This window comes from Deltaproteobacteria bacterium, assembly GCA_026388545.1.
GTDB lineage: Bacteria > Desulfobacterota > Syntrophia > Syntrophales > UBA2185 > JAPLJS01.
The window spans coordinates 1-16,398 of sequence record JAPLJS010000046.1 but is presented as its reverse complement, the minus strand read 5'-3'; the positions used below and the strand labels follow the sequence as shown (position 1 = coordinate 16,398).

Sequence of the window (16,398 nt, the reverse complement as noted above, 5' to 3'; positions counted from 1 at the left end):
ATTTATTTATCTTTTATTTCTTCAATTTTGATTATGAGACCTTCAACTTTTAAGATCCTTACCCCCCTGCCCTTTTCCACAGGTTTGTCACTTGAGGCATTCCAGTACTCTCCCTTTATGAAGACCTTTCCCGTTTCATAAACATCGGTAACCGCCTTTCCTTCCTCACCCACCATACCTTCCTTTCCCGTACGTCGCTTTCTCATCTGAGCCTTCAGGACAAGGGCAATAATACTCGCAAAAAACAAACAGATGATCGTCAATGTAGGGATCATGACACTCCATGACACCCTAAGGGCAGGATCAGGGGAATCAAAGAGCAACAACGAACCTAATACCAGAGAGATAATGCCGCCCACCGTTAGTAATCCGTGGCTTATAACCTTTAATTCTGCAATAAAAAGAATAATACCAAAAAGGATGAGAAGAATCCCCGCATAATTGACCGGCAACGTCTGTAAAGCGAAAAATGACAGAATCAGGGAGATACCACCGATAACCCCCGGGAGGATAACACCCGGGTGGGCAAGCTCGAAATAGAGACCTGCAAGCCCGACCAGAAACAGGATATACGCAATATTGGGATCGCTGATAGCGGCAAGTATGCTCTGCCGTGTCCCCATTTTTTTCTCATTGATGATGGCATCTTTGGTTTTCACTACCCTCGTCCCGGATGACAAAGATACCTCTTTGCCGTCTATCTTTTCCAGTAGTCTGTTCAGATCAGTCGCAACAAAATCGATTACTTTAAGCTTGAGGGCTTCTTCAGCCGTAATGGACTCACTCTTTCTGACAGATTTTTCCACCCAGTCTGCATTTCGCCCCCTCTTATCTGCAATACCCCTTACATAGGCAACAGCGTCGTTTTCCACCTTCTTCATCATGACTTTGTCCGTACCGCCTATTCCTATTCCTACCGGATGGGCGGCGCCGATATTCGTACCGGGTGTCATTGCAGCGATATGCGCGGCGATCGTGATTATCACTCCCGCTGAAGCGGCCCGTGCTCCGGATGGATGCACATAAACAACAACAGGAATGGAAGAATTCAAGATACTTTTAGCAATATCCCTCATGGCTAAGTCCAACCCTCCCGGCGTATCCAAGAGAATGATCAGGCCGTCTGAACCGGCTTTTGCCGACGCATCGATATTTTGAAGAATATATTCGGCAATCGGTGGAGTGATGGCAGCACTGACAGTAATTACATCAAAGACGGGTTTTTTTTCTGTACCGTGTGATTGACCTGAAAGCAGTACTGTAAGTATCAGCGCGAAAATGAGGATTGGTATATTGATTTTATTTCTTGCCATGTATTGCCCCTTAGTTTCATAATCCAGTGTCAGAATTCAAGCTTCCCGTGACTTTTGCGGCGACAGCACTTTCATTATCTTCTGAATGTCTTCCCATACCAGTTTCTTGGACCCCTGATTCCTCAGAAGGAAGGCTGGATGATACGTCGGCATCAATTTTATGCCCTGATAAGAATGGAATTTCCCCCGAAGGATGCTTATGGGAACATCCGTTTTAAGCAGTGTATGGGCGGCAAATGTTCCCAAGGCACAGATTACACGAGGATTTATCGCCTTAAGCTGCTTAACCAGAAAAAGTTCACAGGCATTAATTTCCTCAGGTCTGGGATTCCGGTTACCGGGAGGGCGACACTTCAGGATGTTGCATATGTAGACATCCTGCCTCTTCAAACCCATTGCTTCAATGATCTTGGTGAGAAGCTGCCCGGCGCGTCCGACAAATGGTCTTCCCTGGGTATCTTCATCTCCACCCGGCGCTTCACCGACAAATACGAGTTCTGCTTTGGAATTCCCCTCGCCAAAAACGAGGTTGATTCTGACCCGCCCGAGCGAACACCTCTGACAATCACCAAGTTCGTTCCTCACATCTTCAAGGGTTATTAGTTTCTGAAGCGATGATCTGTTTTCAACAGGTGAATTATCAACCGCCGGGCTATCATTCACAGGAGCCTCACCCCTCATACAGAGATATGACGGAGTTCTTCCCAAATCAATTTCCGACTGGACTTGTCCTTTTAGAGATCGAACTATAGCAAGGAGTTCAGCTTCACTATTCTCCTCTATCTTTTCCATAATCACTATGTCAACCCTTAAAAAAAACAATCACTTTTTTTTAATCCTGTCCAGGATCCTGTCAGCCGCATCCATTTTACTCATCAAAGGCAGATCCTCTGTTTCACCATTAATGCCCATGATTTTTATGATATTTGTATCGCAGCCGAACCCCGCACCTTCCTTTGTTACATCATTGGCAACAATAATATCCATATTTTTTTCCACCAACTTGGCCCTGGCATTTTCTATAAGATTTTCTGTTTCCACAGCAAAACCGATGAGGATACGATTTCCCTTCCTTTTACCGATCTCTGCAATAATGTCCGGATTCCGTTCCAGGCGGATAACAAGCTCACCATCCTGTTTTTTTATCTTGGAATCAGAGCGGACTGACGGCCGATAGTCGGCAACAGCGGCGGCTTTGATAACAACAGTTGCGGTCTCTAAATGCTCCATGACAGCATCTCTCATCTCAACAGCGCTCGACACGGGAATGAATGTTATCCCCCGTGGAACAGGTAATGATGTAGGACCACTGATCAAGGTAACGCCGGCGCCCCTCCGCTTTCCGGCAATTGCCAATGCGTATCCCATTTTGCCGGAGGAATAATTGGTGATATACCGTACCGGGTCAAAGGGTTCACGGGTAGGACCGGCAGTTATTAATATCTTTTCTCCTGTAAGATCCTTATATGTCAGAACAGATTCGACCTCTTCTACGATATCAATAATCTCCGGGAGTCTCCCATAGCCCTCGGCATTGCATGCCAGTTCACCATACCCTGGTTCTATAAACAGATAACCCTGAGCGGAAAGCTTGCCGATATTTTCTTTCACAATGCCATTATCATACATATTCGAGTTCATAGCAGGACAGATGAGTACCGGGGCCTTCGTTGCCATAACTGTAGTTGTTAAAAGATCGTCTGCTATACCTGAAGCTATCTTTCCGATGATATTTGCCGTAGCCGGAGCAATTACAATAATATCAGCATATTCGGCAAGAGAAATATGAGCCATATCAAATTCTCCTGTTATCGCATACATATCGGTAAATACCGGATGCCCGGAAAGAGTCTGCATGGTCAGAGGCGTAATGAACTCGGCTGCATTCTTTGTCATGATTACCCTGACAAAAGCTCCCCTCTTTATAAATTCCCTTGTCAACTCGGCAGATTTATAAGCAGCTACACCGCCTGTTATACCAAGTACGATTTTTTTACCGTTCACCATGATTTTTATTCCTTACGTAAACCTTGAATCTCACGCAAAATCAGATTGTTGATATTATTTACATATAGCAATTCTCAGAGACAAGTTCAAGGAGTAATACGGGCATACCTGTGAATAAGTTGTTTTTAGCTTGCAAAGCGATTGAAAAATCATTATAAGTCCGCCCGGTATTCCTTAACTCCATATGAGGTTTTTTTATGAAAACATACAAATCTTTCATAATTGCTGGTTTAATTATTGTGATTGCCGTTTTCGGCTTCTGGTTTTTTAATTCTTACGGCGAATGGGAAAAACCAACCGTCAAAATCGACCAGGATATAAGTGCAATAGGACGGTATAAAGCGGTAAATATCGTTTTTGCAGACACGAAGAGCGGTCTTCGCGATACATCCATCTCTATTACCCAGAATGACAAGACGCAAGTCCTTTCATCCATCAATTATACCGACTCAGTAGCAAAAGAAAATACGGTAACTGTCGCCATCGATCCCGTTACCATGAAACTTCACGACGGACCAGCCGTGCTCAATATGACGGCAACCGATAATTCACTCTGGAAAAACCAGACCACTTTAACCAGACAACTCAACATCGACATGACCCCCCCACAGATATTTTTACTCACCTCGACCAACCATATTAATCCCGGTGGTACATGTATGATTGTCTACAGAACATCAAAGCCGGTCATCACGAGCGGCGCCAAGGTCGAAAATTATTTTTCCCCGGGATATCCTGCGATTATTTCGGACAAACCATGTATTGTCAGCTATTTTGCCCTTCCCATTGAAGCAAGGCACGGTGGAACAAATATTAAAATCACTGCGCAAGACCAGGCGGGAAATGAAACATCTGTTAATCTTCCCTGTCTTATAAAAAATAAAAAGTTTCGCAGTGATAAGATGGTCTTGAGTGACAGCTTTTTACAGCAGAAAATGCCTGAATTTCAGAGTCATAATCCCTCTATACTGGGTAAAACCGCACTGGAAATATTCACATATGTCAACGGAACAATGAGGGAAGATAATGACAATGCCATCCGGGATATTTGTCAAAAGACGAACCCGAAGCAATTATGGGAAGGTACATTCCTGAGAATGAAAAATGCTGCTCCCATGGCTTTATACGGTGACAAAAGAAGCTATCAATATCAGGGAAAAGCAATTGGTGAAAGCACCCACATGGGCGTTGACCTTGCTTCGACAGCGAATGCCCCCGTTGAAGCCGCCAATCACGGTATTGTTGCTTACACCGGATACCTTGGCATCTATGGCAATATGATTCTCGTCGACCACGGTCTCGGAATATTCACACTTTATGGCCATCTGAATTCGATCGATATCAAGAACGGACAGGAGGTAAAAAAAGGTGATATAATGGGCCATACTGGTGTATCGGGCCTTGCAGGTGGTGATCATCTGCATTTTGGAATAATTGTCGGGAAGCAGTTTGTTAATCCTCAGGAGTGGTGGGATCCCCATTGGATTGCCGATAATGTAAGCAAGAAGATGACTGTTTCCTTTTAACCTTTATTAATGTCTCTGTGATTAATCGTCACTATATAATTTTTATCTGAAAAATAAGAGCCAATTTGATTTGCCATGACGACTGATCGATGCCTGCCACCTGTACATCCCAGGGCTATATTGAGCCTCGCCTTTCCCTCCTTCTCATAAAGGGGGATGAGAAATGCCATCATATCAAAAAGCTTTTGAATAAATATCTTGCTTTCGTCAGATTCAAGAACATAGTCACGAACATCTTGATGGTGGCCATTATAGTATTTTAGTTCTTCAACAAAATAGGGATTGGCAAGAAATCTGACATCAAGTACGATATCCGCATCAGCAGGCACTCCATAACGATATCCGAATGATGTCACATGAATGATCATCCTTTGACTTGCAGATGAAGAAATAAAATGCCTTTGAACAACGTCTTTTAACTGATGAACATTGTATGAGGTGGTATCGATGACTTTATCCGCCATTTGTTTCAATGGGGCTAGCTTCTCCCTCTCCAGATTGATACCTTCCATGACAGAACCCTTCACCGATATGGGGTGCACTCTTCTTGTTTCACTGAACCGATGTAAGAGCGCATCATCACTTGAATCAAGAAATAGTATCTCTAATTTGTACCCCATGCTTTTTAGCTTGGTAAAAATCCTTGTATATTTTTCGAGGAAACTTTTTTCCCTCAAATCCATAACCATCGCAACTTTTGTAATTACCTTCGAGTCATTAAACTGAATCTTGAGAAATCTTGGGAGGAGAATAACAGGCAAGTTGTCGACACAAAAAAAGCCGATATCCTCCAGTGACCGGAGTGCTGTACTCTTGCCTGATCCAGAAAGTCCTGTAATGATCACGACACGTAGGTTTTTCATGCAATGCCTCTTTCCTTAAACAATTTTTTAACTATTAGCTCAACAGATCTATGCATGCCCTTTGTGTGCGGAAAAGCCAGCATTTGGACATAAGACAGTTTGACCCCCATAATTTCATGTAACTTTTCAGTTGAATAAATACCTTCTTGCCCCCGGATATCGCCTTCCTTTTTAAATTCAACCATGAGGTTTATCACCGTCTCGTCACGAACAGCCGCAACTCCAAGAAATTTCTTTGCATCAAGAATACCTGTAAACTTAATATTGATAAGATGTTTGATCAGATCATGAGCACGACCATACAACATATTTTCTCTTTTTTCGATCACTATACCATCATCGGCTATCCATGCATGTCCTCTGTTCACCAGCTCTCGTGTACATTCAGTCTTTCCCGTACCGCTGTCTCCCGTGATTATTACGCCAAAGCCAGATACATTCACAAGCGACCCGTGGATCACTATTGAATTATTGATCTTTTCCCGCATGAGACCGAGCAGACGACTTTCTAGAAAATACTCGTCATACATCGACGTAAACACAGGAATGTTATATTTTTCTGAAAAAGAGATCATGAATTGGGGGGGGGAGTTGGTTTGTGAAAGTGCTACAAAGGGAATTCGGGATGAGATGATAGTTTGAAAAATCTTTTCTCGCGACTCTGATGAGATGATAGCGAGTTCGGAAAGACCCATCGGTGTGATTATGAGGGTAACATCGGGAATCAGCCTGTCCCAAAAGCCTTCCTCCTCGATATATCGCTGAACAAGAATATGTCTTGCTTCTCTGATCATACCGGCTCTACCGGCAATGTGATTAATTCCTAATTGAGCCTCCGCACCTTCAAGTATATTTTTTATCTTCACTACACCCATGGAAGTAACATACCCCGACAATCAACATGCATCATCCTTGTCTGAAATTATCATATATATCTCATCTTTCGATTTAGCTTCCATGAGCTTTTTTCTGAACGTGTTGTCCTTGAGCATTTTTGATATTTTAGCAAGTGCTTTCAGATGCCGGCCGGTTGTGTTTTCCGGCGCCAATAATAAAAAGAAAATGTGGGCCGGTTTACCGTCCATGGCATTGAACTCTACACCTTCCCTGCTTCTCCCAAACGAGACGATCAAATCATCAATATCAGCTAATTTGCCGTGGGGTATGGCAATTCCGTCTCCTATACCGGTACTTCCTAACTTTTCCCTTTCGAGTAAAGTGTTTACCGTGTCTTCATGACTAAATTTTATTTCACCCTGCAGAAATACACCCGACAATTCTTTAAGAACATCCCTTTGGGTTTTTGATTGCAGTCCATCGATGATATGTTCTTTACTGAAAATATCCATGATTTTCATGATTTATCCTTAACTCTTAGCTACTTGTCTCGATAAGCGCGTATTTTCCGTCATCGCGGACATATATGATGCTGACGGTTTCTGTCGAAGAATCTCTGTAAACAACAAACCGATTTTTTGATGAATCAATCTCCATAAGGGCATCTTCGATAGACATAGGTTTCAACACCACTTTTCTCATTTCTACTATTCTTGTTTCCTGTATTTCATCCATATCATCGAAATACGCCTCTTCAGAGGTAATTTCTTCTCCCTTTGCAGCATTGGTTTTATGACCCCTTATTCTTTCTTTACGCTTCTTGAGTTGACGTTCGATCTTTTCAATTGCATTATCGATTGCGAGATACATATCCTTGGCTTCTTCTTTGGCATTTATATTCTGACCATTCGTCATTAAATTTACTTCAGCCGCATTCCTGAACTTCTCTACGGAAATAACCACACGCGCCTCAACCGGATTATCCATATATTTTTCAAGTTTTTTTAGCTTTTGATCGATATATTCCTTATGCCAGTTTTCTCCTTCCGTATTCCTGAAGGTTACAGAAATCTTCATAACTACATCCTCCTAACTTTCGCATCATTTTTACGTTGTTTACCCCTCTGTTCTGAGGGCGCGCATCCTAATCTTAAAATCACCTAAGGTCAATCTGTTTTTTTCATGGTTGAATAAATGATGATTGTGTAAGAAATCGAAGATCGAGTGAAAAATGGACGGCGAAGTAAAAAGCGTACGTTTCAAGCCGGGTAAATTCTGAGGAATAAGGCGTAAAGTGAAGTACGCCGTAACGGCGAATAATGAAGAGCAGCTTAAGCTTTTGGACTTTTTCGATGCCGTCAAAAATACTTTTTCCTTTTGGAAGACGGGAGAACACCCATCATTTCTCTGTACTTTGCAACGGTTCTTCTCGCAATAGATATACCTGATTTTTTGAGAAGATTAACGATGTCGCTGTCACTGTATGGTTTCTTCGGATCTTCACTACCGACGATCTTCTTTATTTCTTCTTTAACGCTCTTCGATGCAATAGCATCACCGCTCGTCTTCTGTATTCTGCTACTGAAGAAGTATTTCAGTTCGAATATACCCCTCGGCGTATGCATGTACTTGTTTGTCACGACCCTGCTTATGGTTGACTCATGCATTTCTACATCATCGGCAATATCCCTAAGCACCAGTGGTTTTAAGTAATCAATTCCTTGATCAAAAAAGTCTCTCTGCAATTTTAAGATACTTTCCGTTACTTTGTATATTGTTCTATGCCTCTGCTGTATGCTCTTGATCAACCATGTAGCTGATTGCATCTTTTCCCTAATATATTTCTTACTGACTTCAGCATCAGGATCCGTGTTGATGCCGCTCATAATCTCCTTATAAAAATTACTGATTCTGAGCTTCGGCAACCCATCGTCATTCAGAACAATTTTATATTCGTCCCCTGCCTTGAAAACATATACATCCGGCGTAATAGTATCTATTCTCTCCTCGCTGTAGATACGCCCGGGTTTTGGATCCATGCTGCTTATTACAACGACAGCCCGCAATATCTCAGACAGGGATACTTTCATTTTTTTCGCTATGTTGTTATAATTTTTCGTTTCGAGATCCTTAAGGTGTTCTTTGATAAGCTTCTCAATCAGGGGGGTTAACACCCCGAGAATTTTTGCCTGAATTAAAAGACATTCTTTAATGTCCCTCGCTGCAATACCCGGTGGATCAAATTCCTGAATTTTCTCTAATACGCTTTCAACAAAATTTTCCTCAACTCCCTCCTGCGTGGCAATTTCCTCAAGAGAAGCCATCAAATATCCATTACCATCGAGGTTTCCGATTATCTGTTCACCAATTCTCATCTCAGCGTCTGTAAAACGGGATAGTTTGAGTTGCCACATCAGATGATTCGTCAGAGATGGTTTTACCATCATCATATTATCCCATGAAGGCGCTTCATCCTCCTTACGATCATACCTGACTCCTGTCGGGCCATAGTCCTCAAGATAGCTATTCCAGTCAAACTCCTCCTTACCGTCCCCCTCTCCCGTAATCTCCTCAGTACGCTCAATCGTCTTGATTTCTTCCCGATCAGCTATTTCGACGGCATCGCTTTCCGGAACGGCCTCATTTTCTGTGTATTCTTCTGTCAATGCCTCTTCAAGGAGCGGATTTTCCTCCATTTCTTGGCTTATTGTATCAACCAGCTCCAACCTCGACAGTTGTAAAAGCTTTATCGCCTGCTGCAACTGAGGCGTCATAATCAGTTGTTGTGTCAATTTAAGGTTTTGTTTGAGTTCAAACGCCATATCTTGGATGCCTAAAAAACTGCTTTCTTTTTCCCTTTTAGAGGTAAAAATCCTCTCCTAAATAAATCTTTCTCGCAATTTCACAATTGGCTATCATATCAGGAACCCCTTCCACCAGAATAGTACCTTCATTGACGATATAGGCCCTGTCACATACGGAAAGCGTTTCTCTGACATTGTGATCGGATATGACAACACCGATCCCTTTTGATTTCAGTTTAAATATGATTCTTTGAATATCTTGAACGGCAAGTGGGTCAATCCCTGCAAACGGTTCATCAAGGAGAATATATTTAGGAGATGTGACGAGAGCCCTTGTTATTTCAACCCGCCGTCTTTCCCCGCCTGACAAAGAATACGCTCGCGCTTTTGCCAGATGGGAAATATCAAGCTCTCCAAGTAGCTCTTCCAGTCGTCTTTTTCTCTCTTTTTCATCTATATCCAACGTCTCGAGAATTGCCATTATGTTGTCTTCCACGCTCAGCTTTCTGAATATTGAAGGCTCCTGAGGCAGGTAGTTCAATCCTTTTCTTGCCCGGATATACATGGGGCATTGACTGACGTCTTCTCCGTTTAAAGAAATTCCGCCTTCATCGGGCCATATCAAACCGACGATTATATAAAACGTAGTAGTTTTACCCGCTCCATTGGGCCCTAAAAGACCTACAACCTCTCCGGGATTGATTTCCAAATCAACCTTGTTAACGACGACCCTGCTCCCATAAATTTTCACCAATCCCTTCGCTGACAGTTTTCCCATTAATTCAAAACACCCGTACATTAAACCTTATGCGCTTATAATCTACCATACTGATATAATTATACTGTAAAATTTCAAGAAAGAGTCCCTTCATTTTTTTTTGTCTTTCTTCTCCTCGGGATATATTATAGCTTTAACTCTGCTTTTTTCAATACTTTCAACTATGCCTCTGTCTTCATTAAGAAAGACTACTATCCTGTCGCCCCGGATGACGTTTCTTCCTTCACGCATCACGGCATTGCCTGTCATAATAATCTGTTGTGAATCCTGATAGAAAATGGCATCTTCTCCCGTCACAACCCGTTCACCTTGCGTTATCGTAACATGCCCCTTGGCTTCAATTCTTTCCAAATCTCCCGTGTTACCGACATCTTTAGCACCAACCTTTTCTGGCACTCGCGGATCTTTCTTATAATACAAAAGGAGACGGTCCGATTTTATAATTTTATCGCCCTGCGTGGCAACTGCATTGCCCGAAAATACTACCAGTTTTTTTTCATTGTACGCATCCAGACGATCAGAGACAATCTGTATTGGTTGATTTTTGTCTACTTTGGGTTTCCTCTTCGGATCACCTTCCTTCGCTCCTAAATATGAGAAACATAAGAAGATCAATAGTAAAGGAATAATTCTCTTGTTTCTCATATCAAAGTCACGGCCGAAGAAGCCCCGCATAATTTGAATAGGTTTATTCATTGAGGTTCTTTTCCCATTTAGTTGCAAAATGATCCGAGGATTGAGCTGAAAGCTTTCAGCTGACGGCTATCAGCTAGTTTCGTAGATGCTCGCAACTTTTTCAGATATGAACCTTCATTTAACATTGGCTCTCACTCTGGATAATAAAGCAACATCCTTATCTTCTAACGAAAGTGACATCCCCATCCCTCTGACCTGCATACGGGCGTTTTCCATTGTAACGGCAACTTCACTATAAATTCGCCGTTCTGAACCCGAGTATTTCAGGATATCCGTAGTCAGACGATCACCCCTGTCGGAGACGACTTCCACGTTTCCGGTAATTTCCATATCTTTCGTGTTCGTGTTTAATGTACCTTTGTCCCCTGTCATAACAATAGTCTTCCCATCTGACATGAGAAGTTTAACCCTGACCCGATCAAACATGGCAAGGTTTTCACTTTTAATATATTTGGCACTATCCGCTTTGATCTCCCATTTTAAACCAGAATCTCCTACATCCGTATAGTTGATATTCTTAACCTGGAGATCAACTTTGTCCGACATAATATTAAGGAGCGGGATTGGGGAAGATTTTCTGCTTTCCATAACCAGCACGATGGCTGCTACTGAAATGACGAGGATAATTACACCGGTGATAACAACTATCCTTTTTTTAAATTTCATATTCCCAGGTCTTTTTGGAAATTAGTATTTATCTTCTCTTACATCGTGTGAACTATGAAAACATATTCTCACAAAGCCTTTTCACTTTTATACCATCCGTTTCTCCATATGTAAAGATCAATCGCAACGATTGACGGCGTCTATAAAGTTCATTTTCTGCACAATCCTTGATTCTCGCGGGGCATCAATTACTATCCGTTTATAAGTTACAGGAACTCATACCTCCCCGCCACATCAATCCATTTTCCCTGTGCCTGGAGGATAAGCTCACAGACTTCTCTGACAGCACCATCCCCGCCTGCTTTTTTCGTAATATAATCAACGCATTTCTTTACGTCTTCAGTAGCATCAGCGACGGCAACAGAGAAACCAACTCTTTTTAATAAAGGGATATCCACTATATCGTCCCCCACAAAAGCTATATTTTCGTAATTGAAAGACTTGTTTTGGAGAATCTCCTCGAACTTTTCAAGCTTGTTGAAAATACCCTGATAAACCTCCTCAATACCGATATCCTGTGCACGATGTTCAACTACGGCTGACCGCCTTCCTGTCAGAAGGATAACATCGATACCGCATTTCATCAGTATCTTGATCCCGTGCCCATCTTTCACATCAAAATTTTTGATTTCACGCCCCATATCGTTCATGATTATTTTTCCATCCGTCATGACGCCATCAACATCCAGAACCAGGAGACGGATAGTCTTCATCTTCTCAATCAACTTTTCATCCAAAACCTCATTCAGCACGTTATCCCTCTCTTTACATCCATATTCATCTCTTCTTTGATTATTCTATCAATCTCCATAAGTGTACGAAGGAAGTTATAAAGCATATCGAGGCGTATTGAATTGGGGCCATCGCACTTGGCGTATTCAGGCTTCGGGTGCACTTCCAAAAAGAGGCCGTCTATTCCGACTGCAACGGCTGCCCGCGAAAGGTAGGGTACCATTTTGTTCTGACCTCCGGAAGATGTGCCCATCCCTCCGGGGAGCTGAACACTGTGCGTAGCATCGAATATCACCGGATAGCCCATTTCTCTCAATATAGGGATTGCACGAAAATCAGCCACAAGATTATTATACCCAAAAGTCGCCCCCCTTTCCGTTATCATTAAATTTTCATTCCCCGTTGAAGATGCCTTGACAAGTATATTTTCAACGTCCCACGGAGCAAGAAACTGACCCTTCTTGATATTGACAATCCTTGCTTTTCTTGCCACCTCAATGACAAAATCGGTCTGTCGACAGAGAAAGGCGGGCACCTGTAGCACATCAAGAACTTCAGAAGCGCGTTCAATTTCCTCAAAGCGGTGTACATCAGAGAGGACGTGAATACCTAAATCTTTTTTGATATCGGCCAAAATCTGAAGTCCTTTAGTAAGGCCGGGGCCCCTGAAGGAATCCACAGATGTCCGGTTTGCTTTGTCATATGACGCTTTAAATATGAACGGTAATTTCAACTGCCCGGTGATGTTTTTGAGAAAAAGCGCAGTTTCTCTCGTTGTCTTTTCGTCCTCAATGACACATGGACCGGCAATGAGAACAAAGGGGGCTCCGCCCCCGATAACCATATCATTCAGTTTAATCTGCCTCATCATTCTCTGCCTTCTCTCCCTTCTGACAAGCTGACAATGAGTTTTACTTTATCCATATACCACTCGTATCTTCTATGATTCCCGATGTTTCTGCTGCAATATTTTAATTTTTAATGCAGGAATTTTCTTAGCCGCTATTCCGGAATCAGGATTCAACTCATAGGCGGCTGTATATGCCTTGAGCGCATCCCCGTACATCCCCTTCTTTTCGTATGCCGCTCCCAGATTAAGATAAACGTTATCATCCTCGGCATCATACCGTAATGATTTTTTGTAGTATTCGATTTCCCTATCGATATCATTCTTGAGATTGTAGATATATCCAAGGCTTGAGTATGCGGATGCCCTTTTAGGATTAAGGGCGGTCATTTTTTTATAGATTCTGATGGCATTTTCATAGCGCTTTTCCTTCATATAGTAGTCCGCAAGAATATCCAAAATATCCATGGTGGGATGAGACAAAGCATATTTCTCATATTCCTGAATTGCCTCTTTCTTCCTGCCAAGCTTATCATACGTATAGGCGAGGTTATAGTGAATCTGGGGATCTTTTATCCCATATTTAATTGCTTTCTCATAGTTTTCGGATGACTGCTTTAATTTCTTAAGTTCTCCGTAAGCAAAACCAAGATTAGCATAGATGGATGCCTTTCTGGGTGAAGATTTCGCAATTTTCTCATAAAGCTTGACTGACTCACTGTACCGTTTATTCTTAAATTCGATGTCTGCCAATCTCGCAACGGTTTCAGGATCACCCGGATTCATTTTTAGTACAATGTGGTACTCCTGAGACGATTCCTTGTCCTGGTTTCTCTTTTCATAGGCAACAGCAAGATTAAAGCGAACAACAATATCTTTAGGATTTAAAGATATTGCCTTCTTATAATTTTCCACTTCTTCTTTCCACTGTCCCTTCCCACTATAGGCAAGGCCCAAGTTTGCATAAGCCGCGGCATTCCGTGGCTCTTTTGCAATAACTTCTTTATACAATCTTATAGAATCATCATAGTTTCCGGCTTTAAGGTAAACGCTGGCTAAGGCGATTTTAACATGCTCAGTTTCCCGTGCCTTTGTCAAGATAAGCCTGAACTGCTCAATTGCATTTTTTAGGTCCTTCGTTTTTTCATATGCTTCCCCTAATTTGAAGCGCACCGGGATATCATCCGGGTTCAACCTCAGCGCCTCCTTATAGTTGACAATAGCCTTTTCCCATGCACCGGTGTTGCTGTAAGCATATGCAATATTGGCAAAGGCAGCGGCATTTTGAGGATTCATTTTAAGCAGCTTCATGCCCGTCTTGATTGCTTTACTATTTTCTTTAGTGCTTATATAACACTTTAAAAGCTCAGTCAAAGCTGCGGTATCATCGGGATTCAGTGCAAGTACATTATTATATTGAGCAATCGCTTTATCTATCATACCTGATCTATGATAAATCGCCGCAAGCATCTTGCGGACACCTGTATCATTCTTATTCATTGCGATAGCCCGTTTGAGATACTCGATCTGTGTGAGCTGATTCTCCGTATTTTTTGCATATCTCAGCCAATCCTGGGGCATAATAACGACTCTCATAGGAAGGGATGCAATGATTTCATCACGATACTTCACGGTAATGCTACCGGCATCAACACTCGCCGTCTCCATGCTTTTCCCATTGGTCATGATAATTTTATCAACCAAATCGATACCTCGAAGCATTACCCTGAAATCCTCCTGCCCACCTACACCTTCAACATCTAAGGTTACTCCTCGACCGAAAATAACATCCGTAGAAATGTCCTTCACTACAAACTCATCACGGTAAGTAACATCAAATATATCGCCCTTTCTCAGCCTGTAGTCTTTTCCGTTTTTTTCCATATCCAGATAATAAAATGCCGGTTTATGTCCAAGAAAGACAAATGAAAAAGCGCTTTTTAATCTTACTGGACTTACAGGATACTCATATATTTTCTCAAAATAGAGGTAATTGATCGTGATTCCGGCAACAACAAGTATCACTGCCACCGAGGCTATACTTCCTGCAATAATGAAACGTTTACTCTTCCTTTTAAACCTTTCCCCAATTCTTTTTAGAAAGTTATTCTTCATGATCTGCCTTTAACCTGCTCTATTACCCTCTTGGATGGTATTTCTTATGAATATGCTTCAATCTTTCGCGAGTAATATGTGTGTAAATCTGTGTCGTTGATATATCTGCATGCCCGAGCATGATCTGAACCGAGCGTAGATCTGCCCCCCCTTCGAGTAGATGGGATGCAAAAGAGTGCCTGAAGGTATGGGGATGGACATTTTTTTTGAGACCCGCTTTGACCACATACTTTCTCACAACCTTCCAGAAACCCTGACGTGTCAATCCTTCACCCGATCTATTGAGAAAGATTATATTCGTTGCGCGCCCTTTCACAAATAACGGCCGGGTCTTATTGACATATTCATATAGACAATCATAAGCCGATTTTCCTATTGGAACAATCCGTTCCTTTTTACCCTTACCCATAACGACCAGATAGCCTACCTGCCAGTTAATATTATTTATGGTCAATGAAATGATTTCCGATACCCGAATCCCTGTTGCATACATAAGTTCCATCATTGCAGTATCCCGAATGGCAGCAGGAGTTACCAAACCAGGTTGAGCCAGAAGCAGGTTCATTTCCTCCTGGCTTAACGTATCGGGGAGACGCGTCCATACTTTCGCCATTTCTATATTTGCCACAGGGCTTGTGTCAATTTTCTTCTCACGGAGGAGAAACTTATAGAACCCCCTGACGGCTGCCATTCCCCTGTTCGCAGATTTCGCGTTGAGCCCGTCCTTTTTAACCTGAGCCAAATACAATATGACATCATCAGCGGTAATGTCCATAATGGTCTTTATGCCGCAACTCCGGATGAAGCTAACGTATCTATTCAAATCACGGCTATAGGCTTCTAACGTAAGGTGTGAAACCCCTTTTTCAACTGCAAGAAAATTTAAATATTCATCAATTAAATCATTCATGGTGTTTTTTAACGTAAATGTACAAAGGACGCAAAGAATTTTTTAAGTGGTTTATCTCCGCAACGTTGCAGGCATTTTAAGGATTCAAGGGGTCAAGGATTCGAGTGAAATGCTGAGAAACTACTTAGATAGCTGACAGCTGTCAGCTAAAAACGGGTTATATTTTACTTCAGTAAATTGCTCATGATTTCTTTCATCTTTTCAATGTCATACGGAACGTCGATAGCCCGGCAGAAGCCATGCTTCTTGAATTCTGAAACGATAGGATCATCTGAATAGCCGCACGTAATGACCGCTTTAACAT

Annotated in this window: 16 protein-coding genes; 1 reads left to right on the top strand and 15 read right to left on the bottom strand. The window is 42.2% G+C overall.

What is annotated here, in order from left to right:
• Nucleotides 1-2: 2 nt before the first annotated feature.
• Genes NTW12_04940 through coaBC form a run of 3 tightly spaced genes read right to left on the bottom strand, consistent with a single transcriptional unit; the run spans nt 3 to nt 3,320 of the window.
• The gene (locus NTW12_04940) at nt 3-1,313 is read right to left on the bottom strand and encodes a nodulation protein NfeD (GenBank protein MCX5845692.1); all 1,311 of its coding nucleotides are present in this window, start codon (nt 1,311-1,313) and stop codon (nt 3-5) included.
• Nucleotides 1,314-1,349: 36 nt separating this feature from the next.
• Nucleotides 1,350-2,105 (bottom strand): uracil-DNA glycosylase, encoded by a 756-nt coding sequence (locus tag NTW12_04935; GenBank protein ID MCX5845691.1) that lies wholly within the window; start codon nt 2,103-2,105, stop codon nt 1,350-1,352.
• A 30-nt stretch (nt 2,106-2,135) separates the two neighbouring features.
• Complete coding sequence (gene coaBC / locus NTW12_04930; GenBank protein ID MCX5845690.1) at nt 2,136-3,320, bottom strand: bifunctional phosphopantothenoylcysteine decarboxylase/phosphopantothenate--cysteine ligase CoaBC; 1,185 nt, start codon at nt 3,318-3,320, stop codon at nt 2,136-2,138.
• 197 nt (nt 3,321-3,517) lie between these two features.
• Here coaBC and NTW12_04925 point away from each other — a divergent pair, with 197 nt between their 5' ends.
• A complete protein-coding gene (locus tag NTW12_04925) occupies nt 3,518-4,846 on the top strand; it encodes a M23 family metallopeptidase (GenBank protein ID MCX5845689.1) in 1,329 nt (442 codons plus the stop codon).
• Here NTW12_04925 and rapZ read toward each other — a convergent pair.
• The 12 genes from rapZ to xerD all read right to left on the bottom strand — a co-directional run bounded on the left by rapZ (nt 4,843) and on the right by xerD (nt 16,094).
• A complete protein-coding gene (gene rapZ / locus NTW12_04920; GenBank protein MCX5845688.1) occupies nt 4,843-5,709 on the bottom strand; it encodes an RNase adapter RapZ in 867 nt (288 codons plus the stop codon). The two genes, NTW12_04925 and rapZ, sit on opposite strands and share 4 nt — an antisense overlap.
• On the bottom strand, nt 5,706-6,584 hold the full coding sequence (locus NTW12_04915) for a hypothetical protein (GenBank protein MCX5845687.1): 879 nt from the start codon (nt 6,582-6,584) through the stop codon (nt 5,706-5,708). The genes rapZ and NTW12_04915 overlap by 4 nt, the downstream gene beginning before the upstream one ends.
• 21 nt (nt 6,585-6,605) lie before the next feature.
• Nucleotides 6,606-7,067: a PTS sugar transporter subunit IIA gene (locus NTW12_04910; GenBank protein MCX5845686.1), complete on the bottom strand. Its 462-nt coding sequence runs from the start codon at nt 7,065-7,067 to the stop codon at nt 6,606-6,608.
• Nucleotides 7,068-7,083: 16 nt separating this feature from the next.
• A complete protein-coding gene (raiA, locus tag NTW12_04905) occupies nt 7,084-7,623 on the bottom strand; it encodes a ribosome-associated translation inhibitor RaiA (protein MCX5845685.1) in 540 nt (179 codons plus the stop codon).
• 281 nt (nt 7,624-7,904) lie between these two features.
• Entirely contained in the window at nt 7,905-9,368 is a 1,464-nt protein-coding gene (gene rpoN, locus NTW12_04900) for an RNA polymerase factor sigma-54 (protein ID MCX5845684.1), read from the bottom strand.
• Between the two features lie 37 nt (nt 9,369-9,405).
• Nucleotides 9,406-10,128, bottom strand: a complete 723-nt coding sequence (lptB, locus tag NTW12_04895; protein MCX5845683.1) for an LPS export ABC transporter ATP-binding protein — start codon at nt 10,126-10,128, stop codon at nt 9,406-9,408.
• A gap of 90 nt (nt 10,129-10,218) precedes the next feature.
• On the bottom strand, nt 10,219-10,824 hold the full coding sequence (lptA, locus tag NTW12_04890) for a lipopolysaccharide transport periplasmic protein LptA (GenBank protein MCX5845682.1): 606 nt from the start codon (nt 10,822-10,824) through the stop codon (nt 10,219-10,221).
• A gap of 114 nt (nt 10,825-10,938) precedes the next feature.
• Complete coding sequence (lptC, locus tag NTW12_04885) at nt 10,939-11,490, bottom strand: LPS export ABC transporter periplasmic protein LptC (protein ID MCX5845681.1); 552 nt, start codon at nt 11,488-11,490, stop codon at nt 10,939-10,941.
• A gap of 206 nt (nt 11,491-11,696) precedes the next feature.
• On the bottom strand, nt 11,697-12,215 hold the full coding sequence (locus NTW12_04880) for an HAD-IIIA family hydrolase (GenBank protein ID MCX5845680.1): 519 nt from the start codon (nt 12,213-12,215) through the stop codon (nt 11,697-11,699).
• A gap of 20 nt (nt 12,216-12,235) precedes the next feature.
• Entirely contained in the window at nt 12,236-13,093 is an 858-nt protein-coding gene (kdsA, locus tag NTW12_04875) for a 3-deoxy-8-phosphooctulonate synthase (protein ID MCX5845679.1), read from the bottom strand.
• Nucleotides 13,094-13,162: 69 nt separating this feature from the next.
• Nucleotides 13,163-15,184 carry a tetratricopeptide repeat protein gene (locus NTW12_04870; protein MCX5845678.1) on the bottom strand — a complete coding sequence of 674 codons (2,022 nt, stop codon included), beginning with the start codon at nt 15,182-15,184 and terminating at the stop codon, nt 13,163-13,165.
• A gap of 22 nt (nt 15,185-15,206) precedes the next feature.
• A complete protein-coding gene (xerD, locus tag NTW12_04865; GenBank protein ID MCX5845677.1) occupies nt 15,207-16,094 on the bottom strand; it encodes a site-specific tyrosine recombinase XerD in 888 nt (295 codons plus the stop codon).
• Between the last annotated feature and the right edge of the window lie 304 nt (nt 16,095-16,398).